Origin of the sequence: Yokenella regensburgei (genome assembly GCF_051486985.1) — a bacterium.
Classification (GTDB): domain Bacteria; phylum Pseudomonadota; class Gammaproteobacteria; order Enterobacterales; family Enterobacteriaceae; genus CBFFRJ01.
On the sequence record NZ_JAHVDV010000002.1, the window covers coordinates 159,771 to 185,436 of the forward strand.

Annotated in this window: 25 protein-coding genes; 15 read left to right on the forward strand and 10 right to left on the reverse strand. The window is 54.5% G+C overall.

The features are described 5' to 3' along the window. Positions 1 to 36 precede the first annotated feature (36 nt). From KXR87_RS02495 to hisP, 3 genes are read left to right on the forward strand one after another with little or no spacing between them, the layout of a single operon-like run. Entirely contained in the window at positions 37 to 723 is a 687-nt protein-coding gene (locus tag KXR87_RS02495; RefSeq protein ID WP_437430689.1) for a histidine ABC transporter permease HisQ, read from the forward strand. Beyond that, complete coding sequence (locus tag KXR87_RS02500; RefSeq protein WP_437430690.1) at positions 720 to 1,436, forward strand: ABC transporter permease; 717 nt, start codon at positions 720 to 722, stop codon at positions 1,434 to 1,436. The genes KXR87_RS02495 and KXR87_RS02500 overlap by 4 nt, the downstream gene beginning before the upstream one ends. Positions 1,437 to 1,443: 7 nt before the next feature. Further along, a complete protein-coding gene (gene hisP / locus KXR87_RS02505; protein WP_437430691.1) occupies positions 1,444 to 2,217 on the forward strand; it encodes a histidine ABC transporter ATP-binding protein HisP in 774 nt (257 codons plus the stop codon). 30 nt (positions 2,218 to 2,247) lie between these two features. Here hisP and KXR87_RS02510 read toward each other — a convergent pair whose 3' ends face one another. Further along, positions 2,248 to 3,195, reverse strand: coding sequence for a sugar-binding transcriptional regulator (locus tag KXR87_RS02510; RefSeq protein WP_437430692.1), 948 nt, complete (start codon positions 3,193 to 3,195; stop codon positions 2,248 to 2,250). Between the two features lie 199 nt (positions 3,196 to 3,394). Between KXR87_RS02510 and dalD the strand changes: the two genes are divergently transcribed. The 3 genes from dalD to KXR87_RS02525 all read left to right on the forward strand — a co-directional run bounded on the left by dalD (position 3,395) and on the right by KXR87_RS02525 (position 7,602). Beyond that, entirely contained in the window at positions 3,395 to 4,792 is a 1,398-nt protein-coding gene (dalD, locus tag KXR87_RS02515; RefSeq protein ID WP_437430693.1) for a D-arabinitol 4-dehydrogenase, read from the forward strand. 9 nt (positions 4,793 to 4,801) lie between these two features. Next, a complete protein-coding gene (gene xylB / locus KXR87_RS02520; protein ID WP_437430694.1) occupies positions 4,802 to 6,262 on the forward strand; it encodes a xylulokinase in 1,461 nt (486 codons plus the stop codon). A 65-nt stretch (positions 6,263 to 6,327) separates the two neighbouring features. Next, on the forward strand, positions 6,328 to 7,602 hold the full coding sequence (locus KXR87_RS02525) for an MFS transporter (RefSeq protein ID WP_437430695.1): 1,275 nt from the start codon (positions 6,328 to 6,330) through the stop codon (positions 7,600 to 7,602). A 7-nt stretch (positions 7,603 to 7,609) separates the two neighbouring features. On the opposite strand, the gene KXR87_RS02530 is transcribed toward KXR87_RS02525, so the two are convergent. The 5 genes from KXR87_RS02530 to yfcG all read right to left on the reverse strand — a co-directional run bounded on the left by KXR87_RS02530 (position 7,610) and on the right by yfcG (position 10,740). Continuing rightward, on the reverse strand, positions 7,610 to 8,194 hold the full coding sequence (locus tag KXR87_RS02530; protein WP_437430696.1) for a hypothetical protein: 585 nt from the start codon (positions 8,192 to 8,194) through the stop codon (positions 7,610 to 7,612). Positions 8,195 to 8,197: 3 nt separating this feature from the next. Further along, positions 8,198 to 8,698, reverse strand: a complete 501-nt coding sequence (locus tag KXR87_RS02535; RefSeq protein WP_437430697.1) for a GNAT family N-acetyltransferase — start codon at positions 8,696 to 8,698, stop codon at positions 8,198 to 8,200. A gap of 77 nt (positions 8,699 to 8,775) precedes the next feature. After that, complete coding sequence (locus tag KXR87_RS02540; protein ID WP_437430698.1) at positions 8,776 to 9,669, reverse strand: TIGR01777 family oxidoreductase; 894 nt, start codon at positions 9,667 to 9,669, stop codon at positions 8,776 to 8,778. Between the two features lie 18 nt (positions 9,670 to 9,687). Then, complete coding sequence (gene folX / locus KXR87_RS02545) at positions 9,688 to 10,050, reverse strand: dihydroneopterin triphosphate 2'-epimerase (RefSeq protein WP_437430699.1); 363 nt, start codon at positions 10,048 to 10,050, stop codon at positions 9,688 to 9,690. Positions 10,051 to 10,110: 60 nt separating this feature from the next. Continuing rightward, a complete protein-coding gene (yfcG, locus tag KXR87_RS02550; protein WP_437430816.1) occupies positions 10,111 to 10,740 on the reverse strand; it encodes a GSH-dependent disulfide bond oxidoreductase in 630 nt (209 codons plus the stop codon). A 131-nt stretch (positions 10,741 to 10,871) separates the two neighbouring features. On the opposite strand from yfcG, the gene yfcF reads away from it, so the two are divergent. The 5 genes from yfcF (at position 10,872) to KXR87_RS02575 (ending at position 15,680) form a co-directional block, all read left to right on the forward strand. Beyond that, the gene (gene yfcF, locus KXR87_RS02555; RefSeq protein ID WP_437430700.1) at positions 10,872 to 11,516 is read left to right on the forward strand and encodes a glutathione transferase; all 645 of its coding nucleotides are present in this window, start codon (positions 10,872 to 10,874) and stop codon (positions 11,514 to 11,516) included. Positions 11,517 to 11,527: 11 nt separating this feature from the next. After that, entirely contained in the window at positions 11,528 to 12,079 is a 552-nt protein-coding gene (gene yfcE / locus KXR87_RS02560) for a phosphodiesterase (protein WP_437430817.1), read from the forward strand. Between the two features lie 53 nt (positions 12,080 to 12,132). Further along, a complete protein-coding gene (yfcD, locus tag KXR87_RS02565; protein WP_437430701.1) occupies positions 12,133 to 12,678 on the forward strand; it encodes an NUDIX hydrolase YfcD in 546 nt (181 codons plus the stop codon). A 141-nt stretch (positions 12,679 to 12,819) separates the two neighbouring features. Further along, positions 12,820 to 13,881 carry an AAA family ATPase gene (locus KXR87_RS02570; RefSeq protein WP_437430702.1) on the forward strand — a complete coding sequence of 354 codons (1,062 nt, stop codon included), beginning with the start codon at positions 12,820 to 12,822 and terminating at the stop codon, positions 13,879 to 13,881. Positions 13,882 to 13,883: 2 nt separating this feature from the next. After that, on the forward strand, positions 13,884 to 15,680 hold the full coding sequence (locus tag KXR87_RS02575) for a vWA domain-containing protein (RefSeq protein ID WP_437430703.1): 1,797 nt from the start codon (positions 13,884 to 13,886) through the stop codon (positions 15,678 to 15,680). Between the two features lie 50 nt (positions 15,681 to 15,730). Here the strand turns inward: KXR87_RS02575 and pta are convergent, their stop codons facing one another. Both pta and ackA read right to left on the reverse strand, forming a co-directional pair. Then, positions 15,731 to 17,869, reverse strand: a complete 2,139-nt coding sequence (gene pta, locus KXR87_RS02580) for a phosphate acetyltransferase (protein WP_437430704.1) — start codon at positions 17,867 to 17,869, stop codon at positions 15,731 to 15,733. A 199-nt stretch (positions 17,870 to 18,068) separates the two neighbouring features. Then, positions 18,069 to 19,271, reverse strand: coding sequence for an acetate kinase (ackA, locus tag KXR87_RS02585; protein WP_437430705.1), 1,203 nt, complete (start codon positions 19,269 to 19,271; stop codon positions 18,069 to 18,071). 335 nt (positions 19,272 to 19,606) lie between these two features. Between ackA and yfbV the strand changes: the two genes are divergently transcribed. The 4 genes from yfbV (at position 19,607) to KXR87_RS02605 (ending at position 23,220) form a co-directional block, all read left to right on the forward strand. After that, positions 19,607 to 20,062 (forward strand): terminus macrodomain insulation protein YfbV, encoded by a 456-nt coding sequence (yfbV, locus tag KXR87_RS02590; RefSeq protein WP_437430706.1) that lies wholly within the window; start codon positions 19,607 to 19,609, stop codon positions 20,060 to 20,062. An 85-nt stretch (positions 20,063 to 20,147) separates the two neighbouring features. Beyond that, positions 20,148 to 20,642, forward strand: a complete 495-nt coding sequence (locus KXR87_RS02595; protein ID WP_437430707.1) for a YfbU family protein — start codon at positions 20,148 to 20,150, stop codon at positions 20,640 to 20,642. Continuing rightward, entirely contained in the window at positions 20,635 to 21,312 is a 678-nt protein-coding gene (locus KXR87_RS02600; RefSeq protein WP_437430708.1) for a sugar phosphatase, read from the forward strand. Before KXR87_RS02595 ends, KXR87_RS02600 begins: the two co-directional genes overlap by 8 nt. A gap of 75 nt (positions 21,313 to 21,387) precedes the next feature. Continuing rightward, positions 21,388 to 23,220: an SLC13 family permease gene (locus KXR87_RS02605; RefSeq protein WP_437430709.1), complete on the forward strand. Its 1,833-nt coding sequence runs from the start codon at positions 21,388 to 21,390 to the stop codon at positions 23,218 to 23,220. A gap of 39 nt (positions 23,221 to 23,259) precedes the next feature. Here KXR87_RS02605 and yfbR read toward each other — a convergent pair whose 3' ends face one another. Beyond that, on the reverse strand, positions 23,260 to 23,859 hold the full coding sequence (gene yfbR / locus KXR87_RS02610; protein WP_437430710.1) for a 5'-deoxynucleotidase: 600 nt from the start codon (positions 23,857 to 23,859) through the stop codon (positions 23,260 to 23,262). A gap of 81 nt (positions 23,860 to 23,940) precedes the next feature. Beyond that, on the reverse strand, positions 23,941 to 25,155 hold the full coding sequence (gene alaA, locus KXR87_RS02615) for an alanine transaminase AlaA (protein ID WP_437430711.1): 1,215 nt from the start codon (positions 25,153 to 25,155) through the stop codon (positions 23,941 to 23,943). Positions 25,156 to 25,666 lie beyond the last annotated feature (511 nt).

Sequence of the window (25,666 nt, forward strand, 5' to 3'; positions counted from 1 at the left end):
ACGCGGCAAACATGATTACACGACAGGGCAAGCTGCATGCTGTACGGGTTTTCACAAGTTATATTCCACGGTGCCTTGGTCACTCTTGAGCTGGCTATCAGCTCAGTGGTGCTGGCGGTGCTGATTGGGCTTGCGGGCGCGGGAGCGAAACTCTCGAAAAATCGTCCGCTGGCACTGATTTTCGAAGGTTACACCACCCTCATTCGCGGCGTGCCGGACCTCGTTCTGATGCTGCTTATCTTTTACGGACTGCAAATCGCGCTCAATACGCTGACCGATGCAATAGGCATGGATCAGATCGATATTGATCCTATGGTGGCGGGTATCATTACGCTCGGTTTTATTTACGGAGCCTATTTTACTGAGACCTTCCGTGGCGCGTTTATGGCCGTGCCGAAAGGGCATATTGAAGCTGCGACGGCGTTCGGTTTCACCAACGGCCAGACTTTCCGCCGCATTCTGTTTCCGGCGATGATGCGTTTTGCGCTGCCGGGTATCGGTAACAACTGGCAGGTTATTCTCAAGGCCACGGCGCTGGTTTCCTTGCTGGGACTGGAAGATGTGGTCAAAGCAACCCAGCTTGCCGGAAAGAGCACCTGGGAGCCGTTCTACTTCGCCATTGTGTGTGGAGTTATCTATCTGGTGTTTACCACCGTATCTAATGGCGTACTGCTTCTTCTCGAACGTCGCTACTCCGTCGGTGTGAAGAGGGCTGACCTGTGATCGAGATTATTCAGGAGTACTGGAAATCGCTGTTATGGACCGATGGCTACCGTTTTACCGGCGTGGCTGTCACCTTATGGCTGCTCATTTCGTCCGTAGTGATGGGCGGGATCCTGGCACTGTTTCTGGCGATCGGACGCGTCTCCAGTAACAGATACATTCAGTTCCCCATCTGGTTGTTTACCTATATTTTCCGTGGCACGCCACTTTACGTGCAGCTGCTGGTTTTCTATTCCGGTATGTATACCCTGGAGGTCGTGAAGGGGACGGAGCTGTTGAACGCGTTTTTCCGAAGCGGTCTGAACTGCACGGTGCTGGCGCTGACGCTGAATACCTGCGCCTACACCACCGAGATTTTTGCCGGGGCGATACGCTCTGTACCGGCCGGGGAAATTGAAGCCGCACGGGCCTATGGTTTTTCATCTGTGAAGCTGTATCGCTGCATTATTCTACCCTCGGCGCTGCGTATTGCGTTACCGGCCTACAGCAACGAAGTTATTTTAATGCTGCACTCTACGGCGCTTGCCTTCACCGCGACGGTGCCGGATTTGCTGAAAATTGCCCGTGACATTAACTCCGCCACCTATCAGCCCTTTACCGCATTTGGTCTTGCTGCGGTGCTGTATCTGATTATCTCTTATGCACTGATTAGCATGTTCCGCAAAGCGGAAAAACGCTGGCTGCAGCATATAAAACCCTCTTCGACGCACTGAGAACATCATGTCTGACAATAAATTAAACGTTACCGATTTGCATAAACGCTATGGCGAGCATGAAGTGCTGAAAGGGGTGTCGCTGAAGGCTAATGCCGGGGATGTCATAAGCATTATCGGCTCGTCAGGTTCGGGCAAGAGTACCTTTCTGCGCTGCATTAACTTCCTCGAAAAACCGAGTGAAGGGTCAATCGTGGTAAGCGGTGAGAATATCAATCTGGTACGCGATAAAGACGGCCAGCTGAAGGTTGCCGATAAGCATCAACTGCGGATGCTGCGCACCCGCCTGACCATGGTATTCCAGCACTTCAATTTGTGGAGCCATATGACGGTACTGGAGAACGTCATGGAAGCGCCGATTCAGGTGCTGGGTCTGAGCAAACAGGAAGCCCGCGACCGTGCTGTCAAATACCTGGCTAAGGTCGGTATTGATGAGATGCAGCGGGCCAAATATCCGGTGCACCTTTCCGGAGGACAGCAGCAGCGTGTTTCTATTGCCCGTGCGCTGGCGATGGAGCCGGAAGTGCTGCTGTTTGATGAGCCGACCTCCGCACTGGACCCGGAGCTGGTGGGCGAAGTACTGCGTATCATGCAGCAGCTCGCGGAAGAGGGAAAAACAATGGTCGTGGTGACGCACGAAATGGGCTTTGCCCGAACCGTCTCCAGCCACGTGATTTTCCTGCATCAGGGCAAAATCGAAGAAGAAGGGACACCGGATGCGCTGTTCGGCAATCCCAAAAGTGCCCGTCTGCAGCAGTTTCTTAAAGGCTCACTTAAGTAACAGACAGGCTACCGGCAGCGCCGGTAGCCCTTATTCTGCGAGCAGTTTCAACGCGGTATCCTCGTCCGTGACCAGCCCGTTAACCCATCCCCCAATCAGGGCTGCGCGAATAGCGGCATATTTACGCTCACCGCCAGCAAACCCCACTACCGACCGGTCGGTATGACTACTCAGAGGCACGCTGGTTAACATGGCGTCCAGCTCTGAATTAAGGCGTACCCCGTCGTGATTAAAGAAATGACCCAGCATTTCTCCTGCGACATGCTGCTTTTCCAGATCCCGGACCTGCGCGTCGGTAATAAAGCCTTCGGTATTCAGCGGGCAACCCAGCTGCACTTCCCCAATCCCCAGAAACGTGACATCGGCTGCCAGGGCACGGGCGGCGACACGCTGATAAACCTGATGCTGACACCAGCTGGTTTTATCTTCCGGGCTGTCGGCATAAAGCGGGGCGGGAATAAAGTAATACTTGCCCTGCATTTTCTCCGCCATTTTCAGCGGCACATCGTAACGGGTACCGGAATCATCCCGGGCGATAGCGCCAATCATGGAGACACACTGATGCTGCGGGCGATCCTGCCAGGGCAGGGCGTCAATCACTGCGCGCAGGGTTTTTCCGGAGCCTACCCCAAACACCTGTGGCGCGGTATTGTCGATAAATTGCGACATGACCTCTGCCCCTTCCACCGCCAGCATCTGCTGTATGGCCTCGTCCTCAAGCCCGGAAGAGGGCACGACCCGGCATAAGCCAAGGGCGTACTTTTCCTGCAGATCCCGCGCCAGTTTCAAACAGCGTGTCACCGGATGGCTGATATTTACCGTCACCATTCCCATCTCCCGCGCGCCGGAAATCAACCGTTGGGCAACCTGACGAGATAACCCCAGCGCGGCGGCAATGTCCTGCTGCGTCAACCCGGCGACGTAATACATCCAGGCGGCGCGGGCAGCGAGTTCCTGTTTCTTCTCTTCTTTGTTCATCAACGCATTCCCCAAAAGTTCTGCTGACAGTGTACGCGAAACGGGCAGCGCAACAAAAATGGGCAAATGTAATTTTTAAGGGCAAAAGCCATTTTCGTGAAGGGCATCGCAGAACGATCCTGTATCCGGCTACTAACATACGTTCAACAAACGGGCATAAGCCCGTTAAACAGTCAAATGCTCATAAAAGGTGATGATTATGTCCGAGAAGAAAGCGGTGTGGATGCATATTGGTGCCGGGTCGTTTCATCGTGCTCATCAGGCGTGGTATTTGCACAAATTGCTGGAGCAGGGGGATGACCGCTGGAGTATCGCGCTGGGAAACATTCGTGATGATGCCAGTGCGCTGCTCACAAGCCTTGCCGCTCAGAATGGCGAATATGTGCTGGAAACCGTCTCCCCGGAGGGCGAGCGCCAGTACGAAACCATTACCTCCATTCGCAAGGTGTTGCCGTGGGACCGCGACATCAGCGCCCTGGTGAAACAGGGCGCCGATGCGCAAACGCGGGTTATCGCTTTTACCGTGACCGAAAGCGGTTATTACCTGACGCCGGAGCACGAGCTGGATATGCAACAGGCGGATGTGAAGGCGGATTTACAGGATGGCATCCGCACCCTGTACGGCGCGCTGACCCGTATTCTGAAAGCGCGTATTGCGGCGCATGGCGAACCGGTGACCCTGCTGAACTGCGATAATTTGCGTCATAACGGCGAGCGTTTCCGTCATGGTTTTCTCTCCTTCCTGCAGGCCAAAGGTGAAACGGAGCTCTTTGCCTGGGTCAAAGCCCACACCACCTCACCCAACACCATGGTTGACCGCATCACCCCGCGTCCGACGCCGGATGTGGCAGAGCGCGTGCTGGCAGCAACGGGCATCCATGACGCCGTACCGGTGATGGGTGAATCTTTCATTCAGTGGGTCATTGAGGATGATTTTATCAATGGTCGCCCGGCGCTGGAAAAAGTTGGCGTTGAGCTGGTGGCCTCCGTGCTCCCCTGGGAAGAGGCGAAAATTCGTATTCTTAATGCCACCCATAGCTGCATTGCCTGGGCAGGTACGCTGATTGGTCTGAGCTATATAGACGACAGCACCCGGCAGAGCGCCATCCGCCAGATGGCCTGGGAGTATGTCTCCCGCGATGTGATCCCATCGCTAACGCCAAGCCCGCTGGATCTGGCGCAGTACCGCGACGTAGTCCTCGCGCGCTTTAGTAATCCCTATATCAAAGATACCAACCAGCGTGTCGCGGCGGACGGCCTGTCAAAAATTCCGGGGATGGTCACACCGACGCTTATCGCGTGTTACAAACGCGGTGCCGCACCGACTGCCACCGCCGTGCTGCCCGCCCTTTTCTTCCTGTTCCTCAAACGCTGGGCCGATGGTTCTCTGCCCTACACCTATCAGGATGGGGTGATGCAACCTGACGCGGTGCGTGCGGTGTTTGAAGCAAAAGACCCGCTTGCGGTGTGGGCTGCTGACGAGGCGCTTTTTGCAGAGCTGGCGAACTCGGCTGAATTCCTCACTCTGCTGCGCCGCACCGTGGCAGAACTTGAGCAGTGGTTAACGCAACCTGAATCGCAACTGGCGGCAGTGTAAGGGGGCGCTATGTATCTGGGCATTGATATTGGTACCTCAGAATTAAAAGCACTGCTTATTGACACCACCGGCGAAATTGTTGGCTCGGCGCACGCTGCACTCACCGTGCAGCGTCCACATCCGCACTGGGCGGAGCAGGACCCGCTTGCCTGGTGGCAGGCCTGTGGCCGCGTGGTGGCCGAACTGCGTCAGCAGCATCCGCAGCAGTGGGCGGCAATTCGCGCGATAGGGTTGTCGGGGCAGATGCATGGCGCGGTGCTTCTCGACAAAGAGAACCAGGTTTTGCGCCCGTGCATATTATGGAATGACACCCGCAGCGCCGCGGAGTGCGCATGGCTGAGTGAGCATCATCCGGAAATGATGACCCTCAGCGGCAACATGATCATGCCGGGTTTCACCGCGCCCAAGCTGGTGTGGGTAGCCCGTCACGAGCCGGAGATTTTTACCCGTGTCGCCAAAGTGCTGCTGCCGAAAGATTACCTGCGCTGGCGTCTCACCGGGGAGTTCGTGAGCGATCCGTCTGATGCGGCCGGCACGTTGTGGCTGGATGTGGCAAAACGCGACTGGTCTGACGAACTGCTGGCGATGACCTCTCTCAACCGCGGTCAGATGCCTGCGCTGGTGGAGGGCAGTGAGTGCAGCGGAACGCTGCGAGCGACACTCGCTACCGAGTGGGGGTTAAGTTCCTCGGTTATCGTCGCCGGTGGCGGAGGCGATAACGCCACCTCTGCGGTGGGCGTAGGGGCAGTAGCGCCGGGCGATGCGTTTATTTCACTCGGCACCTCCGGGGTGATTTTTGTGGTCAACGAGGCGCTGCAGGCTGACCCGAACTCTGGCGTACATGCCTTCTGTCACGCGCTGCCGGGCCGCTGGCACCAGATGAGCGTAATGCTCAGCGCGGCGAGCTGTCTGCGCTGGGTCTGCGATCTGCTGTCGGTGACCGAGAGCCAGCTTATGGAAGAGATTGCACAGCTTAGTGACGATGTGCGAAAACGCGCGCCGCTCTTCCTGCCCTATCTTTCAGGAGAGCGCACGCCGCATAACGATCCGCTGGCGGCGGGCAGCTTCTTTAATCTGCGCCATGAAACCAGCCGTGCACTGCTGGGGTATGCGGTGATAGAAGGGGTTACCTTCGGTCTGGCTGATGGTCTGAATGTGCTCGGTAACGCCAACATTACCCAGTGCAGCCTCACGGGCGGGGGCGCCCGCAGTACCGTCTGGGCGCAACTGATTGCCGATGTGCTGAACATCCCGATGGTGACCCATCCCGCAAGCTCATCCGGTGCGCTGGGCGCCGCTCGCCTGGCGTGGCTCGCTGACGGCGGCCAGGAGGAAAACGTGTGTCTTAAACCGCCGGTGGTGGCGCGTTATACCCCGCAGCCCGCACGGGCTGACTGGCTGGCAAAACGACTGGCGCTGTTCCGCCTGCTCTATCAGCAACAACAGGAAGCGCGCGCGTTACTGCCTTAATCCACATGCCCCGACCTCTGTACCGTCGTCGGGGTGACTCTCCTGGCTAATAAAGGAAGATTGTTATGCAATCTAATGACTACTGGTTTGGCTTACCGAAAAAACTGCTCTGGGGATTTGTCGCCATCGCGATTTTTATGGCTGGCGATGGCTTTGAAATGGCATTCCTGTCCAAGCACATTACCGACATGGGATTCACGCCTGCTCAGTCGGCACTGGTCTTTACCTTGTATGGTCTTGCGGCAGCGCTGGCGGCCTGGGCATCCGGCGTGGTGGCGGAGCTAATAACACCACAGCGGGCAATGATCATCGGCTTTGTGCTGTGGGTCATCATGCATGCCCTGTTTATGTCGTTAGGCCTTGGGATGCGTAACTACCCGCTGATGCTGTTGTTCTATGGTATCCGCGGTCTGGCCTATCCGCTGTTTATTTACTCCTTCATGTTGATGCTGGTGCAGGTGCTGCCGCGTCCGAATCTGGCGGCGGCCACCGGCTGGTTCTGGGCTATGTACTCTGTCGGCATTGGCGTGGTGGGTAGCTATCTGCCGAGCCTGACTATCCCGATGTTTGGTGAAACCGGCACCCTGTGGTTTGCTATTGTCTGGGTGACCTGCGGTGGGCTGCTTGCCTGGTTCAGCCTGCGTAACGTGCCGGTGGATCGCTCGCGGGTGAACCTGCCGCTGCGCGATAAAATGACCGAGCTTTCCCGTGCGGGCACCATCTTGTTTACCAACCGCGATATCTTTTACGCCTGCCTTATCCGCATCATCAATACGCTGTCGCTGTTCGGTTTTGCCATCGTCATGCCGCTGCTGTTTGTTGACCGGCTGGGCTTTAGCATCTCTGAATGGCTGCAAATCTGGGCGGTATTCTTCTTCGTCACCATTTTTACCAATATCTTCTGGGGTATCGCTGGCGAGTATATCGGCTGGATCCGCCAGGTGCGCTGGTTTGGTTGCCTGGGAATGGCGATTTCCAGTCTGACCTTCTACTATCTGCCCCTTTACGCCGGGCATAATTTCGCCGTCGCCCTGATTCCTGCGGTGATGCTGGGGATTTTTGTCGCGGCATTCGTACCGATGACGGCGGTCTTCCCGACCCTTGAACCGCATCATAAAGGCGCTGCGGTCTCGATTTATAACCTCTCCGCCGGAATGAGTAACTTTGTTGCCCCGGCTATCGCCTCGGCACTGCTACCCTTCTTCGATATCGTAGGCGTGGTGTGGGCTTACACCGGGCTATACCTCTTTGCCGGTGTGCTGACCTTTATCATCAAGGTGCCGCAGCCGAAGCGTGTTCCGTCTGAGCGAGGGGCAAAAGAGGCAGAACAGAGCGTGTAGGTCAGATTTACCAGTTTCTCCAGGGTGAACGCGAATTATCAGCAAGGATGAAGCGGTAGCGCAGGAAGCGCCCACCGTGGTTATTGATGTGTTTCTCCACCTCGACCCTGCGGGAGCCAGGAGGAACATTTTTGTCATCCTCACAAAAGAAAATCGTGCGCTGAAGGTCATCGTCATAAAAGCGCATTCCAGCCTTACAGCTGCTAAAGCGAGCGGTCGCCGGGCCAGGGTGTTCTATTGAAAATGCCACCATCCGGCTCACCTTCTGGTCGGCAGTCAGCCTGACCAGCGCATCTGGCGTAAACCAGAACGTGACCATGACCATCATTGCCGCAAAGAAAAAAGCCTTGAAGAGCGAAAAGGGGTTACCTGCAACCAGTGCGCCTCGCATCAGGTGACGCCAGGCAAAGAACAGACCCACCACGCAGGCCAGGGTGAGGATTATCAGCATATCAGGCGCATGTTCGCTAAGGTAAACCCGACGCCCAAGCGAGGCCGTGGTGATTAGCCATCCCAACCATATTCCGAATATCGTAATCAGGATGACGTGGAGACGTTTCGATGTATTGATATGATATGTCGCCGGGGGCATCTGTTATGCCTCCTTTTCCAGGCGGTAAACCCAGTCGTCATACTTTTTGCCGTTAAGGGTGAAAGCCTGCTGAAGAACCTGTACACGCGTGAACCCGAGCTTTTCCAGTACCCGCACCGATCCCTGATTATCTGCCAGCACCCAGGCGTTGAGCGCAGTCACAGCCGTCTGCTTAAAAGCGTGATCCCGCAAAGCGGTAAGTGCCTCACTGGCAAAGCCTTTTCCCTGCGCAAAAGGGGCAATTGAATAGCCGACATCGGCCTCCTGCGGGTGCTGGGGGCTGATTTGCAGGCCAATGTCGCCCAGCGCCTCACCTGAGCTGTCGCGAATGATAAAGGCATTTTCATCACTAAGACGGGTGGTAAAGAGCGTGCGCGTATCGAACTCCGCCGCGATATTGCCCATAAAACGCATAATATCCGGGCTTTGACGCAGGGCGAGAAAAAAGGGCCAGTCGGCATCCGTAAAGGGGGAAAGCGTCAAACGCGGGGTGCGTAATATCATAAAAAAAGGCATTCCTTCCGGTGGAAAGCATTAGCTTAGCACCGGAAGGCGAGTGGTAAACCCCTGGATCAAGTGGGTCACTTCACTACGTTTTGTAGCGCTTCTTCCAGATCAAACCAGCGGAAGGCGAATCCTGACGCTTCCAGCCGTTTGGGCAGTGCCCGTTGACCTCCAAGCACCAGCACGGAAGATTCCCCCATCATCAGACGCACGGCGGTGGCTGGCGCACGCAGGAGAGCCGGGCGCTTAAGCACATGCCCGAGCGCGTGGGCGAACTGTTCGTTGCGCACCGGGTAGGGTGAAACCATGTTAAACGGACCGCGCAGATCGTTATTGAGCAACCAGATAATGCCGTTGGCCATATCATCGATATGGATCCATGCCATGTACTGACGGCCATTGCCCACGGGACCGCCGAGCCCCAGCCGGAACAACGGCAGCATTTTGCCCAGAATGCCGCCCTGAGGCGCGAAGACGACGCCGGTACGCAGCAGGCAAACGCGTGTGCTGTCGCTTTGCGCGCCGCAGGCTATTTGCTCCCAACGGGCACAGAGTTTGTGGGTAAATTCGTTATGTGGCGGTTCATCTTCATTAACCACCACTTCGCCCAGATCGCCGTAATAGCCAACGGCGGAGCCGGAAATGAGCACCGAGGGCGGCGTTTCACTCGCCTGTATCAGTTCCACCAGCTTTTGCGTTATCGACCACCGGCTTTCACACAGTCGCTGCTTTTGCCGATCAGTCCAGCGCCTGTCGGCGATGGGCTCGCCAGCCAGATTGATAACGGCGTTAAAGTCATTAAGATTGTCCAGCTCATCGAGCCCTGTCAGAAGGGCTACGCTGGCTCCTGGGATATGCCGCGCTTTGCCAGGATCGCGCGTCACCACGGTGACAGAGTGGCCTGCCTCCTGTAAACGCGGAATCAAAAAGCGGCCAATCAGGCCCGTACCGCCGGTAATCAGTATCTTCATGCCACCTCCCGGTTGCGCTTAACGCCGCCAGCTCATGGTCATCGACACCGAGTCGGCATAACGTAGCGCGTGAAGTTTATCGATCTCTACTTCAGCATATGTGACCCAGTGATGTTCTCGTGCGATGTCCAGCACATCCTGCGTTAATTTTTCCAGTAACGAGAAGCGGTTACTCTCAACATGCTGAATGATGCTTTTGGTGATGGTGCGGTAGTTCAGTGCGTCATTGATATTTTCGCTGGCGCGCGCCTGCTCCGCCGGGTAATGCACCATAACGTTGATGACGATATCCTGGCGGTTTACCACCTCTTCTTCTTTGATGCCAATAAAAGTACGCAGCCGTAAATTTTTAATACGAATGATGGCGTCGGGTTGTGACATTGCAACTTTCCTGAACGTAACGGATGTGCCCATGATACACGAGCCTCTGCGCTGCGTTTGTCAGATTTGCTGAGCGTTGTGCAGGGCGCGCTCCGTGCCAGGGCGGGAACGGATCCGCATAAACCAGTTCTGCACCGCCGGGTAGTGTTCCAGCTGGATACGCTGACGCTGATGACCATTAATCCACGGCCAGACCGCAATATCCGCAATGCTGTAGTGTTCACCGGCAAGCCAGGGAGAGGTTTCCAGGCGCTTGTTGAGCACACCATAGAGGCGCCGGGTTTCACCCTGATAACGTTCGATGGCATAGGGAATCGGCTGGGGGGCTACGTGATTAAAATGGTGATGTTGCCCGAGCATCGGCCCCAGTCCCCCCACTTGCCAGAAAAGCCATTGCAGAGTGAGGTTTCGCTCCCGCCAGTCACCACTCAGCAGTTTTTCACTCTTTCCGGCGAGATAGAGCAGTATTGCGCCGGACTCGAACAGCGTATAGGAGGGGCCTCCGTCTACCGGGGCGTGGTCGATAATGGCGGGAATTTTGTTATTGGGCGAGATAGCCAGATACTCAGGACGAAACTGCTCACCCTTACTAATATCTACCCGAATAAGGCGGTATGCCAGTTCGGCCTCTTCGAGAAAAAGAAGGATTTTCAGCCCGTTTGGAGTAGGGGCGTAAAAGAGATCTATCATCATGACTCCCGTTTCGCGGGTTATTCTCTCTATGAGTATAGGTCTTACCGGTCATGTGTGAGTTTTCATCAAGTGACACGCTTAACGAGACGTTATATTTTGTTGAAAACCTAATCGTTGAGAGGATTATCATGAGCGCACCGGCAATAACCTTATGGTCAGATTCGAATTTTTTCTCCCCTTATGTGATGGCCGTTTTCGTCGCACTGCATGAAAAGGGTCTGCCTTTCTCCCTGAAGACGGTCAATCTTAATAAAGGCGAAAACAATCTGAATAACTGGCGAGGCTACAGCCTGACGCGCCGGGTGCCGGTGCTGGAAATTGACGGTTTTGAAATCAGCGAATCTTCAGCCATTACTGAATATCTGGAAGAGCGTTTTGCGCCACCGGAATATGAACGCATCTATCCCCACGACCTGCAAAAACGCGCCCGCGCTCGGCAGATACAGGCGTGGATCCGCAGCGACCTGATGCCCATTCGCGAAGAGCGGGCAACGGATGTCATTTTTGCGGGTGCAAAAAAAGCGCCGCTCTCTGACCCGGCCCGCGAGGCGGCAGCGAAGCTTTTTGCCATTGCCGGCGAACTGCTTTCACACGGTAAACCTAATCTTTTTGGCGAATGGTGTATCGCCGATGCTGACCTCGCGCTGATGCTCAACCGCCTGGTCATGCACGGGGATGAGGTGCCGGAGCTGTTGCTCAATTATGCCGCCTTCCAGTGGCAGCGCTCGTCAGTGCAGCGCTTTGTGGCGCTGTCGGCCAGACGGGCAGGCTAAGAGAGATGACAATGAAACTGATGTTTGCCTCAGATATCCACGGTTCACTGCCTGCCGCCGAACGGGTGCTGGAACGCTTTGCCGAAAGCGGCGCACGGTGGTTAATCCTTCTCGGGGATGTGCTTTATCACGGCCCGCGAAACGCATTGCCGCAGGGGTATGACCCGGCAAAGGTGGCTGAACGTCTTAACACTCAGGCTTCACGTATTATTGCGGTTCGTGGCAACTGCGACAGTGAGGTGGACCAGATGCTGTTGCACTTTCCTGTTACTGCTCCCTGGCAGCAGGTGCTACTGCCTTCACAACGACTCTTTTTAACCCACGGTCATCTGTTTGGCCCGGATAACCTGCCGGCGCTGGCGGAGGGTGACGTGCTGGTCTATGGTCATACACATCTGCCTGTCGCGGAAAAACGGGGGGAGATTTTCCACTTTAATCCCGGCTCCGTCAGCATCCCGAAAGGGGGCTTTGCGGCAAGCTATGGGATGCTGGATGAAGGATTACTGAGCATAAAGGCACTCAATGATAATCGGGTTATTGCACAGGTCGCGATTAATCCGTAATTTACCGTTCAACTAAAAACGCGCCATAAGAGCGCCATGAAGAGACATACCTGATGGTGGAACAGAATCATTTAGCAGACACGGAGTGGGTGGATATTGTTAGCGAGGAAAATGAAGTCATCGCTCAGGCTACCCGCCAGCAAATGCGCGCGCAGTGCCTGCGCCATCGAGCGACCTACATCGTTGTGCACGATGGTATGGGTAAAATCCTGGTTCAACGCCGCACTGAAACCAAAGATTTTATGCCGGGTATGCTGGACTGCACGGCGGGCGGCGTGGTTCAGGCCGATGAAGTGTTACTCGACTCTGCGCGCCGTGAGGCGGAAGAGGAACTCGGCATTGCCGGCGTCCCTTTTGCAGAGCATGGCGTTTTTTACTACGAAGATGAACATTGCCGCGTGTGGGGCGGATTATTCAGCTGTGTTTCTCACGGGCCTTTCGCGCTTCAGGAAGATGAGGTCAGCGAAGTTTTCTGGATGACCCCGGAAGAGATAACCGCCCGCTGCGACGAGTTTACGTCTGATTCGCTAAAAGCGCTGGCGCTGTGGATGAGCCGTAACGCCAGCAACAGTGTTGAAAAGGCAGAAGAGACCGAGTAACGTCTTTGTTTCTGCATTACTGAAAACCAGTCTGTGGTTCAGCGACTGGTTTTTTTTTATAACCAGCCTCATGCATACGTCATCGACTGTACGGGCCCCCCCTGGAGTACCGCCGCAACCCTCTTAGCTAAAAGGAATTTTATGCTTTCCGCGATTCAACTTACCCCGGATGACACCTTTACTTTTCTGCTCAACGTGGCCATAACCCGCCCTGTTTTTTTATGGGGTCCGCCAGGCATTGGTAAAAGCGCCCTGATTAGGCGGTTTGCCGACGAAGTGGGTATGGAGTGCGTGTCGTTGTTGGGTAGTCAGCTTGCGCCAGAAGATTTGCTGGGCATTCCGCAAATTGACGGGAAATGCTCTCGTTTCTTCCCACCTGCCAGTATCGTACGCGAACGTCCCTTCGTACTCTTCCTGGATGAGCTCAACGCCTCATCCCATGAGATACAAAAAGCCTTTTATTCATTAATTCTCGAGCAGCGAATCGGGGAGTACCGCCTGCCCGAAGGCACTATTGTGATTGGTGCCGGCAACCGGGCAAAAGATGCTGCGATTGTGAAGCCCATGCCATCGGCGCTCATTAATCGCATGGTGCACATCCATTTGCGCGCCGATCATCGCCAGTGGCTGAACTGGGCGATTAATAGTGAAGGTATACATCCCTGGGTGGTGCAGTACATTCAGCTGCGCCCCGATCAGCTCTGGAACGAGCCGCCCAAGCATGAAGAACCCTTTTCGACCCCCCGTAGCTGGCACATGCTCTCCGATGCGCTTCACTCATTTGGTGAGGGCATTGAAGACGACATGCTGGAAGCGCTGATTTATGGTCTGCTTTCGCCCTCCCATGCGGGAAGTTTTAAAGGTTTTATTAAACAGGTGCGCCAGAAGCACACGATCGCTGCGATTCTGAAAGGTGATGCCGCCTGGCCGGACGATCCTGCGGATCGTGATGTGCTCTATTTTCTGGCCCAGTCGTTCCGTTCGCATCTGTACAAGGAGTTGCCGGAGAACGAGAAATCCCTCCGCGCTGAGCATACCCAGCTCGCTATTCGTGCGAAGGACGTGCTCAAAAGCCTTGCACGCATAAGCGTTGAGATAGCCCAGTCGGTCATGAGCGAAGATGAAAATGGCAGGACACTACCGGCCTGGTTCCTGCTGGAAGTGGCCCGCGATCTCCCTCGACTGGCGTCAAGGGGAGGCTGAGAATGCGAAAGCCTGGTCGCAACCCGGCGCTGGAGGCCTGTAACGCGGGTCTGAACATTATCAAACAACATGCGCTCTTCTCACCCATTTTCTCGCATGTTTATGAACGTATTGATAACGACCATCATTATGTCTCCTCACGTGGCTGGCTGACCCTGAGCAACCGGGGTTACCTGTGGCTGAATGCAAAACGCCACGCTACGCCAGAACAGTGGGCGCGTATGATAGCGCAGGCGCTGGCAGCGCTGGGGTTTGGCTACATAGAACCCCGCCAGCCCAGAGAGATCTGGGAGCTTGCGGTATTGACGGCCTCAATGCGTTTCTGCGAAGCCCTGAAAATTGGCACGCTGCCGGAGGAATTACAGTCGTTCCCGTTTCCGCAGGGAGGACCTTCTGACGCACAAGGCCTGTTCCGTCAGTTTACTGATGAGGGGATCTCGCGTGAGCTATCGCACTGGCGCACCATTTATGGCGGCGGCGACGACTGTTTTCTTTACGAGTCTGAACCTTCTCATCCTCGCGGCGTGACCTGGCAGTCGCTGCTTGCAGAGGGGCTGAGTAACAGCGTGAGCGATGCGCTGAACAAAGTCGGGGGCTATCAGCCGAACGGCGGCAAGACGCGTATAACTTTAGCGCAGAAAGCGCGCCGACAGATGATGACCCTTTATCCGTTACTGGGCGCGCTGGCGGCCAGCTTTGATATCGAAGAAGATGCGCAGCTGTGCAGCCAGTATGATATCGCGGTCGCCGCGATTGATGTGGGTGCTGGTAAGATTTGGATTAACCCAACCGCGCGACTGTCGGCAACTGAAATGCTGTTTGTTTTTGCCCATGAACTGCTGCACGCCGGTTTAAATCATGCGTCACGCCGACGTGGGCGGGATGCCGAACTGTGGAACGTCGCCTGCGATTTTATAATCAATGACTGGCTAATCGAGATGCAGATTGGCACGCCTCCTGCCATCGGGCTGCTTTATGACGCACAGTTTTCCGCTATGTCCGCGGAAGAGATTTACGATTTTCTCGCCCAGGATATGCGCAAAGCGCGCAAGCTCATCACCCTTCGTGGTCGCGCGGGGGGCGATATAATTGGCGAGATGGGTGACAGTCGGTTTACCGATGCCGAGGCCTACTGCCGGCGGGCACTTTATCAGGGGATGGATCGCTGCCTGTATGGCGCATCGCGCGGCACGCTGCCAGCCGGATTAATCGAAGAGATCAGAAGTCTGGCTCAGCCTCCCGTACCGTGGGATGTAGCGCTGGCAGAATGGTTTGATGAGCATTTTCCACCACCAGAGCATCGGCGCTCATACGCTCGCCCCTCAAGGCGGCAGAGTGCGACACCCGATATCCCCAGAGCCTCGATTAAAAAGCCGGACGAAGAGGAGCAGCGTTCGCGGGTATTTGGCGTGATTCTGGATACCTCCGGTTCAATGGAGCCGCAGCTGCTCGGAAAAGCGCTGGGGGCCATCGCCAGTTATGCCTTATCCCGCGATGTGTTTGCCGTGCGTTTCATCTGCTGCGACGCCCGGGCATACGATCGCGGCTGGGTGCGGCCAGAGGAGATGGTCCACCATTTCACGCTCTATGGGCGGGGCGGAACCCTACTGCAACCGGGCGTGGATCTGCTGGATACGCTCTCATTACAGGGCGATTTCCCACGCGGTGGCCCGTTGCTTATCATTACCGATGGCTATTGCGAGGATCACGTGTCAGTGAAGATGGAGCATGCCTGGTTATTACCGCAGAATAACCGGTTGCCCTTCGCCCCCCGGGGAAAGGTATTTTTCCTGAGCTGACAAAAAAGGCCCCTGTAAACAGGGGCCTTTAGCATCAGCAAGGGCAACAATTATTGCTGAGCAGACTGAATCGCGGTCAGGGCGATGGTGTAGACGATGTCATCTACCAGCGCGCCACGGGACAGATCGTTAACCGGTTTGCGCATGCCTTGCAGCATCGGCCCGATGGAGATGAGGTCGGCAGAACGCTGTACCGCTTTGTAGGTGGTGTTACCGGTGTTCAGATCCGGGAAGATGAACACGGTCGCGCGACCTGCAACCGGTGAGTTCGGTGCTTTGGATTTTGCAACATCGGCCATAACGGCGGCGTCGTACTGCAACGGACCATCGATAACCAGATCCGGACGTTTTTCCTGTGCCAGACGGGTTGCTTCACGCACTTTCTCAACGTCGCTACCTGCACCAGAGTTACCGGTGGAGTAGGAGAGCATGGCTACGCGTGGCTCGATGCCGAAGGCAATCGCGGAGTCCGCAGACTGGATGGCGATTTCTGCCAGCTGTTCTGCAGTCGGGTCCGGGTTAATCGCGCAGTCGCCGTATACATAAACCTGCTCCGGCAGCAGCATAAAGAACACGGAAGAAACCAGAGAGCTGCCCGGTGCGGTTTTGATCAACTGCAGCGGCGGACGAATGGTGTTCGCAGTGGTGTGAACCGCACCGGAAACCAGACCATCAACTTCGTCCTGCTCCAGCATCAGGGTACCCAGAACAACGTTGTCTTCCAGTTGCTCACGCGCTACCGCTTCGGTCATGCCTTTGCTCTTACGCAGTTCAACCAGACGCGCCACGTAGCTTTCACGTACCACTTCCGGGTCAACGATTTCAATGCCGGTGCCCAGTTCAACGCCCTGTGCGGCGGCAACGCGGTTGATCTCGTCCGGGTTACCCAGCAGTACGCAAGTCGCGATACCGCGTTCAGCACAGATTGCCGCTGCTTTAACAGTACGCGGTTCGTCACCTTCCGGCAGAACAACGCGTTTACCCGCTTTACGTGCGAGCTCAGTCAACTGATAACGGAAGGCAGGCGGAGAGAGACGACGGCTACGCTCGGAGGTGGCGGTCAGGGACTCGATCCAGTCAGCATTGATGTAGCTTGCTACATACTCCTGAACTTTCTCGATACGCTGATGGTCATCAACCGGAACTTCCAGGTTGAAGCTCTGCAGGCTCAGTGAGGTCTGCCAGGTGTTGGTGTCAACCATGAATACCGGCAGGCCGGTTGCAAAGGCACGTTCGCACAGCTTGCTGACACGCGAGTCCATTTCATAGGCACCGGTCAGCAGGATGGCACCGATTTCCACGCCGTTCATCGCAGCCAGACAGGCGGCAACTAAAACATCAGGACGGTCAGCAGAGGTGACCAGCAGGGAGCCTGCACGGAAGTGCTCCAGCATATGCGGAATGCTGCGTGCACAGAAGGTGACAGACTTCACGCGGCGGGTGCTGATTTCGCCTTCGTTAACGATGGTGGCGTTCAGGTGGCGAGCCATGTCGATTGCGCGGGTGGCAATCAGGTCGAAGCTCCAGGGTACCGCGCCCAGAACCGGCAGCGGGCTGGAGGCGGCCAGGTTTTCTGCATCAATCTTAATGATTTTCGCTTTGGAAGAGTCATCAAAGATTTCAGACAGGTCAGGACGAGTACGACCCTGATCGTCAACCGGCGCATTCAGTTTGTTAACAATCACGCCGGTGATGTTAGTGTTTTTCGCGCCGCCAAAGCTGCTGCGGGTCAGCTCGATACGCTCTTTGAGCTGTTCCTGAGTATCGGTGCCCTGAGACATCACGAAGACGATTTCTGCGTTCAGGGTTTTCGCGATTTCAAAGTTCAGCGACTGGGCGAACTGGTGTTTACGGGTCGGGACCAGGCCTTCAACCAGTACCACTTCAGCATCTTTGCTGTTCTCATGGTAGCGTGCGACGATCTCTTCCATCAGCACGTCTTTCTGGTTGCTGGACAGCAGGGACTCAACGTAGCTCATCTTCAACGGCTCTGCTGCAGGCAGGCCGGAGTTAGTGCGTACGATGGTGGTGGTCTGGTCTGGCGCATCGCCGCCCGCGCGTGGCTGAGCGATAGGTTTGAAGACGCTCAGACGAACGCCTTTACGTTCCATAGCACGGATAACGCCCAGGCTGACGCTGGTCAGACCGACGCTGGTTCCGGTAGGGATCAGCATGATAATACGGGACACGGTTAATCCTCTTCGTTACCGCCGCAAGTGGGCGGGTTACAAAACAGCACCGCCAGCTTCCCGTCATACTTCAAGTTGCATGTGCGTTGGCTTTCCTCGCTCACCCCAGTTACGTACTACTCGTACGCTCCCGGGGATTCGCTACGTCGCCGCCTTCCTGCAACTCGAATTATTAAGGGTTATCGCTGGCGGTGTGGTATCAGGCGGTCAGACGGCTCGCGTCCTGCGCGATGACCAGTTCTTCGTTAGTCGGGATAACGACAGCCGGACGAGTGCCTTCTTTGTTGATGAAACCGGATTTGCCGAAACGGGCAGCCAGGTTACGTTCGTGATCAACTTCGAAGCCGAGAACGCCCAGTTTACCCAGGGACAGTTCACGAACCATTGCTGCGTTCTCACCGATACCACCGGTGAAGACGATACCGTCCAGACGGCCTTCCATCAGCGCCGCGTAGGAACCGATGTACTTGGCGAGACGGTGACAGTAAACGTCCATAGCACGTTTAGCGTCTGCTTTATCCTGGTAGTTATCTTCTACATAACGGCAGTCGCTGGTGACTTCGGTCAGACCCAGCAGGCCAGACTCTTTGGTCAGCATTTTGTTGATAGCTTCAACGCTCATGCCCAGGGTGTCGTGCAGGAAGAAAATGATCGCCGGATCCAGGTCACCGGTGCGGGTGCCCATAACCAGCCCTTCCAGCGGGGTCAGACCCATAGAAGTATCAACACATTCACCGTTACGGATAGCAGAAACAGAACCACCGTTACCCAGATGACAGGTAATGATGTTCAGTTCGTTAACCGGCTTGTTCAGCATTTTCGCGGCTTCTTGTGTCACGTAGTAGTGGCTGGTGCCGTGGAAACCGTAGCGACGGATGCCGTGCTCTTTGTACAGGCTGTACGGCAGAGCATAGAGGTAAGATTCTTCCGGCATGGTCTGATGGAACGCGGTGTCGAACACGGCAACGTTCTTGTCTTTCAGATTCGGGAAGGATTTAAGCGCTTCAGCGATACCGATAAGGTGGGCCGGGTTGTGCAGCGGAGCAAACGGTGCTGCATCTTTAATACCCTGAATAACCGTCTCGTCGATAACAACAGAGCGGGTGTATTTTTCGCCGCCGTGCACGATACGGTGACCGATCGCGGTGAGCTGTGCGGACAGTTCTGGTTTTTGTGCCAGAATAGTATTAACAATAAAGTTCAGCGCTTCGCTGTGAGCGGCACCTGCACCTAAAGCCGCTTCCTGTTTACCACCGTCAATTTTCCACTTGATGCGTGCTTCAGGAAGATGGAAACATTCGGCTAAACCAGAAAGGAACTCTTCACCGTTAGCGGCATCGATGATGGCGAATTTCAGTGAGGAGCTACCGCAGTTCAGAACCAGTACTAACTTACTCGACATGGAAGTACCTATTTATGATACGTGGCTAAAAAAACGTCAGTGAGTCTCTCAGCGTAGCGCATGATGAGGCTGACATTTATGATTAACATCATGCCCGAGCAACTTTCTGGCATGATGAAAGAATACTTATGATTTTATGCCATTTTGCTCAAATTACCGACAGTGGCATAATAGGCACAAATTTGACGATTGGCGTGACCTCGTCTATGGCCCACTAAGGCCGGCACAGGATACCTGATACGCAGTCCAATTGACAAAAAATTTTAACGTTGTCATAGACAGTTGTTGTTTTGCACAATTTTTTTAATTTTTATATGTGAAGTTGAGGTAAAGCCATGTCCAATTCCGAAAAGCACCCGGTCAGTTTTTTTGGACTGTTTCGCCGGGGACAGCAGTATTCAAAAACCTGGCCTATGGATAAACGCCTCGCCCCGATTTTTGTTGAGAGTCGTGTCATTCGCGCCACCCGCTATGCCATTCGGTTTATGCCGCCGGTCGCGGTGTTTACGCTATGCTGGCAGATTGCTCTCGGTGGGCAGCTCGGCCCCGCCATCGCCACGGCCCTTTTTGCACTGAGTCTGCCGATGCAGGGCCTGTGGTGGTTGGGTAAGCGCTCCGTCACGCCGCTGCCTCCCTCTGTTTTACAGTGGTTTTATGAGGTAAGAGGCAAACTGCAGGAGGCGGGGCAGGCGCTCTCGCCTGTCGAAGGTAAGCCGGACTATCAGGCGTTAGCTGACACGCTTAAGCGCGCCTTCAAACAACTGGATAAAACTTTCCTGGATGATTTGTAATTGACCCCGGAATACGCATATAAAAGAAGGCACATAATTTATGTGCCTCTTTTTTATTGCACCGATGTGCCACAGGAGCAGAACGATGGAAATGACCAATGCCCAACGACTGATTTTATCCAATCAGTACAAAATGATGACGATGATGGATCCTGCCAATGCAGAGCGTTACCGTCGTCTGCAGACCATTATTGAGCGTGGTTATGGTTTGCAGATGCGTGAACTGGACAGAGAGTTCGGTGAGCTGAAGGAAGAAACCTGTCGCATCGTCATCGACATCATGGAGATGTACCATGCTCTGCATGTCTCCTGGGCCAACCTGAAGGATGCACAGGCCATTGATGAACGCCGCGTGACCTTCTTAGGCTTTGATGCCGCAACGGAAGCGCGTTATCTGGGCTATGTGCGTTTTATGGTTAACGTCGAAGGGCGTTATACCCACTTTGATGCAGGCACGCACGGTTTCAATGCGCAAACGCCAATGTGGGAAAAATATCAGCGCATGCTCAGTGTGTGGCACTCCTGCCCGCGTCAGTATCATCTGAGCGCCAATGAGATTAATCAGATCAGTAATGCTTAAGGAGCGACACGTGCAGTGCAAAGGATTTCTTTTTGACCTCGATGGCACGCTGGTGAATTCTCTGCCGGTTGTGGAACGTTCATGGTGTGAATGGGCCGACCGCTTTGGTATTGCCCATGACGAGGTGCTCAATTTTATTCATGGCAAACAGGCCATCACCTCGTTACGCCACTTCATGCCTGGCAAAACCGAAGCCGATATCCAGGAGGAGTTTACCCGCCTGGAAGCGATCGAGGCCAAAGATACCGATGGCATTGTCGCCTTACCGGGTGCCGTTGAGCTGCTTAATCATCTAAACGACCTCGGGATCCCCTGGGCGATAGTGACCTCCGGTTCTGTTCCTGTTGCCCATGCACGTCATCGTGCTGCTGGCCTGCCGATGCCGGAGGTATTTGTAACGGCAGAGCAGGTGGCGCGTGGGAAACCCGAACCCGACGCATATCTGCTGGGCGCAAAGTTGCTTGGTCTGACACCGGAATCGTGTGTGGTGGTGGAAGATGCGTCCGCTGGCGTACTGTCGGGTCTTGCGGCTAACTGCCATGTTATTGCGGTGAATGTGCCTGCGGATTCGCCACGGCTTGATGAAGTCGATTTTGTCCTGACCAGACTGGATGAGGTTACGGTGGGCAAACGAGACGACGGTTCGGCAGTGGTCACCCGAAAAGCATGAGACATGATTTAGCCCCGCACCGTCGGGGCTTTTTTATGGCATGATTTATCTCCCCATTTAAAACAAGGAAATGTTGTGAACGGTGAGTTGATTTGGGTTCTGTGCCTGCTGGCGATTGCAGTCGTGCTTTTTGCGACGGGTAAGGTTCGAATGGATGCCGTGGCGTTGCTCGTTATCGTGGCCTTCATCCTCAGTGGAACCCTGACAATGACGGAAGCCCTGTCCGGGTTTAGCGATCCCAACGTCATTCTGATTGGCGCACTGTTTATTATCGGCGAGGGGCTGGTTCGTACCGGGGTGGCAACCAGTATGGGGGCCTGGCTGATGAAGATGGCCGGCAGCAGTGAGATCAAAATGCTGGTGCTGCTAATGCTTACCGTTGCGGGGCTTGGCGCCTTTATGAGCTCAACCGGCGTGGTGGCTATCTTTATCCCGGTGGTACTGAGCGTCTCGATGCGCATGCAAATCTCACCGTCACGCTTAATGATGCCGCTCAGCTTCGCCGGACTTATCAGCGGTATGATGACGCTGGTGGCGACGCCACCGAATCTGGTGATTAACAGTGAACTCCTGCGTGAAGGTCTTGAGGGGTTTAGCTTTTTCAGCGTGACACCGCTCGGGCTGGTCATCCTCGTGACAGGCATCCTTTATATGCTGCTGATGCGCGTTATGCTCAAAGGCGAAAAAGAAGAGCATCAACGCGATAGCTGGAAGCGTCGAACCTTTCGCGATCTCATTAAGGAGTATCACCTCACCGGACGAGCCCGCCGTCTTGCTATTCGCCCGGGATCGCCGTTAATCGGGCAGCGCCTGGACGACCTTAAACTGCGCGAACGCTACGGCGCTAACGTCATTGGCCTGGAACGCTGGCGACGCTTTCGCCGGGTAATAGTCAACGTCACCGGCGGGTCGGAATTCCGTGCAAGAGACGTGTTGCTCATTGACATGTCTGCGGCCGATGTTGATTTACGCCAGTTTTGTGGGGAACAGTTGCTCGAGCCGATGATCCTGCGTGGTGACTATTTTTCCGACCAGGCGCTGGATGTGGGCATGGCCGAAGTTTCACCGATGCCGGAATCAGAAATGCTCGGTAAGACCATCCGGGAAATTGGGTTTCGTAGTCGCTATGGCATTAACGTGGTGGGATTCAAGCGTGATGGTGTAGCCATGTCAGGTGTCGTGGTGGATGAGCCACTGCAGTTGGGTGATATTATGCTGGTGGTCGGCAACTGGAAACTCATCCGCCAGATGAGCCAGAACGGGCGCGATTTTCTGGTGCTGAATATGCCTGTTGAAGAGAGCGCCGTGTCGCCCGCGCACAGCCAGGCACCTCACGCCGTCTTTTGTCTGGTGCTGATGGTCGCTCTGATGCTGACCGACGAAATCCCCAATCCTGTTGCGGCGATTGTAGCCTGCCTGCTGATGGGGAAATTTCGCTGTATAGATGCCGAGAGTGCTTATAAAGCTATCCACTGGCCCAGCATTATTTTAATTGTAGGAATGATGCCTTTTGCACTGGCATTACAAAAGACAGGCGGCGTTGATTTAGTGGTTAAAGGTCTGCTGGAGTTTGGTGGCGGCTACGGCCCTTATATGATGCTCTTTTGTCTGTTTGCGATGTGTTCAGCCATCGGGTTGTTTATCTCCAATACGGCGACGGCGGTGTTAATGGCGCCGATTGCGCTGGCCACAGCAAAATCAATGGCGGTTTCGCCTTATCCATTTGCGATGGTGGTAGCCATGGCGGCGTCGGCGGCATTTATGACTCCCGTCTCTTCACCTGTTAACACGCTTGTGCTGGGGCCAGGCCATTACCGGTTCAGTGATTTTGTAAAAATCGGTGTGCCTTTCACCTTCCTGGTGATGGTGGTGTGTGTGGTAATGATCCCGGTGCTGTTTCCGTTCTGACAGGCTTCCCTCCCCGGCAGAGAGGGAAGAAAAGGGCAGTTACAGGGGCGAATCCTGACTTATTTCATCCAGTGACAGGTGGAAGCTGGGTACAAAGACCTGCATGAAATAGTCCATTTCCTGGGTACGTCTGGCCTCAAGGGTCTTTTCAAGACGAGTTTTGGCCAGGCGAAACTCATTATTTCCCGCAGACATCTCTTCCAGGCATTTCAGATACGCGCACAGGGCATCTGCCTGTTTCACAATCGCTTTCTCTTCAGCACTGTATTGATGCTCATCGATAAGCGGAGAGAAGATATCGCGAAGCTCCTCAGGCACCATATCAACCAGTTTTTGTTGAGCAATTTTCTCTATGGCTTTGTATTCCTGAGCGATTTGCGAATTGAAGTATTTTACAGGTGTCGGTAAATCGCCGGTAAGCACTTCAGAGGCATCATGGTACATCGCCAGCAACGCAATACGTTCCGGGTTCACTGTCCCACCGAATTTGCGGTTTTTGATGGCTGCCAGGGCATGCGCCACCATCGCAACCTGCAGGCTGTGCTCGGAGACGTTCTCCGTCCTGACGTTACGCATTAAAGGCCAGCGGTTGATAAGTTTAAGGCGAGATAAATGTGCGAAGAAATGACTCTGACTCATAAGTGACCTTGTCTGTAACTGCGACGGTGGGTCATTGTGCGCAGACCTGGGGGGAAGATGCAAATCCTCCCCCCGACACGATTACTGGTGGTAACCGGACAAGAAACGACCGAAACGGGTAATAGACATTTCCAAATCGTCCACGCGCGGTAAGGTCACGATGCGCACATGGTCAGGCCAGGGCCAGTTAAAGGCGGTGCCCTGTACCAGCAACACTTTTTCCTGCAGCAGGAAATCCAGAACCATCTTTTGATCGTCGTGGATAGAAAAGCGTTTCGCGTCAATTTTCGGGAACATATAAAGCGCGCCCTGAGGCTTAACGCAGGAGACGCCCGGGATCTCATTGAGCAGTTCCCAGGCACGATTGCGCTGCTCATAAAGACGTCCGCCCGGTACAATAAATTCGCTGATGCTCTGGTAACCGCCGATAGCGGTCTGAATCGCATGCTGCGCAGGAACGTTGGCGCACAGTCTCATGGAGGCCAGCATCTCCAGACCTTCAATATAGCCTTTTGCATGCTTCTTCGGCCCGCTCAGTACCATCCAGCCCTGACGGAAGCCCGCCACACGATAGGTCTTGGACAGACCGTTGAAAGTGATGGTGAACAGATCCGGTGCCAGTGCCGCAATGGAGTGGTGCTCGGCATCATCGTAGAGAATTTTGTCGTAAATTTCGTCGGCAAAAATAATCAGATTATGCTGGCGCGCAATCTCCACAATCTCCATCAACAGCGCTTTCGAATAAACCGCACCGGTGGGGTTGTTGGGGTTGATGATGACGATACCGCGGGTACGCGGCGTGATTTTTGCGCGAATGTCGTCGAGATCCGGGAACCAGCCCGCAGACTCATCACAAAGGTAATGCACCGCTTTTCCGCTGGACAGCGAGACTGCGGCAGTCCAGAGCGGGTAATCCGGAGCCGGAACCAGCATTTCATCGCCGCTATTTAGCAGAGCCTGCATCGACTGTACGATAAGTTCGGACACGCCATTGCCAATATAAATGTCTTCAACCGTGACATCCCGCATGCCGCGCGCCTGATAGTGCTGCATGATGGCTTTGCGTGCAGAATAAAGGCCTTTCGAATCGCAATACCCCTGCGCCGTGGGCAAATTACGAATCACATCAACCAGAATCTCATCCGGCGCATCGAAGCCGAAGGGGGCGGGGTTGCCAATATTTAACTTAAGTACTTTATTGCCTTCTTCTTCAAGGCGCTTAGCCTCTTTAAGTACCGGCCCACGAATGTCGTAACAGACGTTATCTAATTTGCTGGATTTTTCAATGGAGGACATGAACGTTGAACCTTTTAGCTATGGATGCCACTCCCTGCCGTGGAAGTCAGCACGGAATAATGTACTCCCACAACGGCTCGTTTTGAAGGGTTGGCAGGAGAAGATTTTGCCTTAACCACATCACATTTAACGATTTTTACACTGGAATTATTGCCAAAATCTCTATCTTTTCAGGGTAAAACACTATAATTCAGTGATTATATTTACTATCCCAATTTTGTTGCGAATTTTATGCTAAAAAGAAGTCCCCAGGCAGCGTGGGGGAAAACTGGCGATAATCTCATCAGTCTTATAAACCTTCATCAGGACGATGAAAATCATGGACCCGGAAGAAATTATCAACGGTAATCGACTAAACTGTAAGAGCATTGTTAAGTATTATTTATACATAGGGCTATTTCCCTTTTTGTATATTTAATATTGAGAATGGTTACGATCAATAACAGTAATATTAATAAGATTAAGTAGCTCGCGAGTTAATGTTATGCTTCAGATTAATCGCAATAGGACT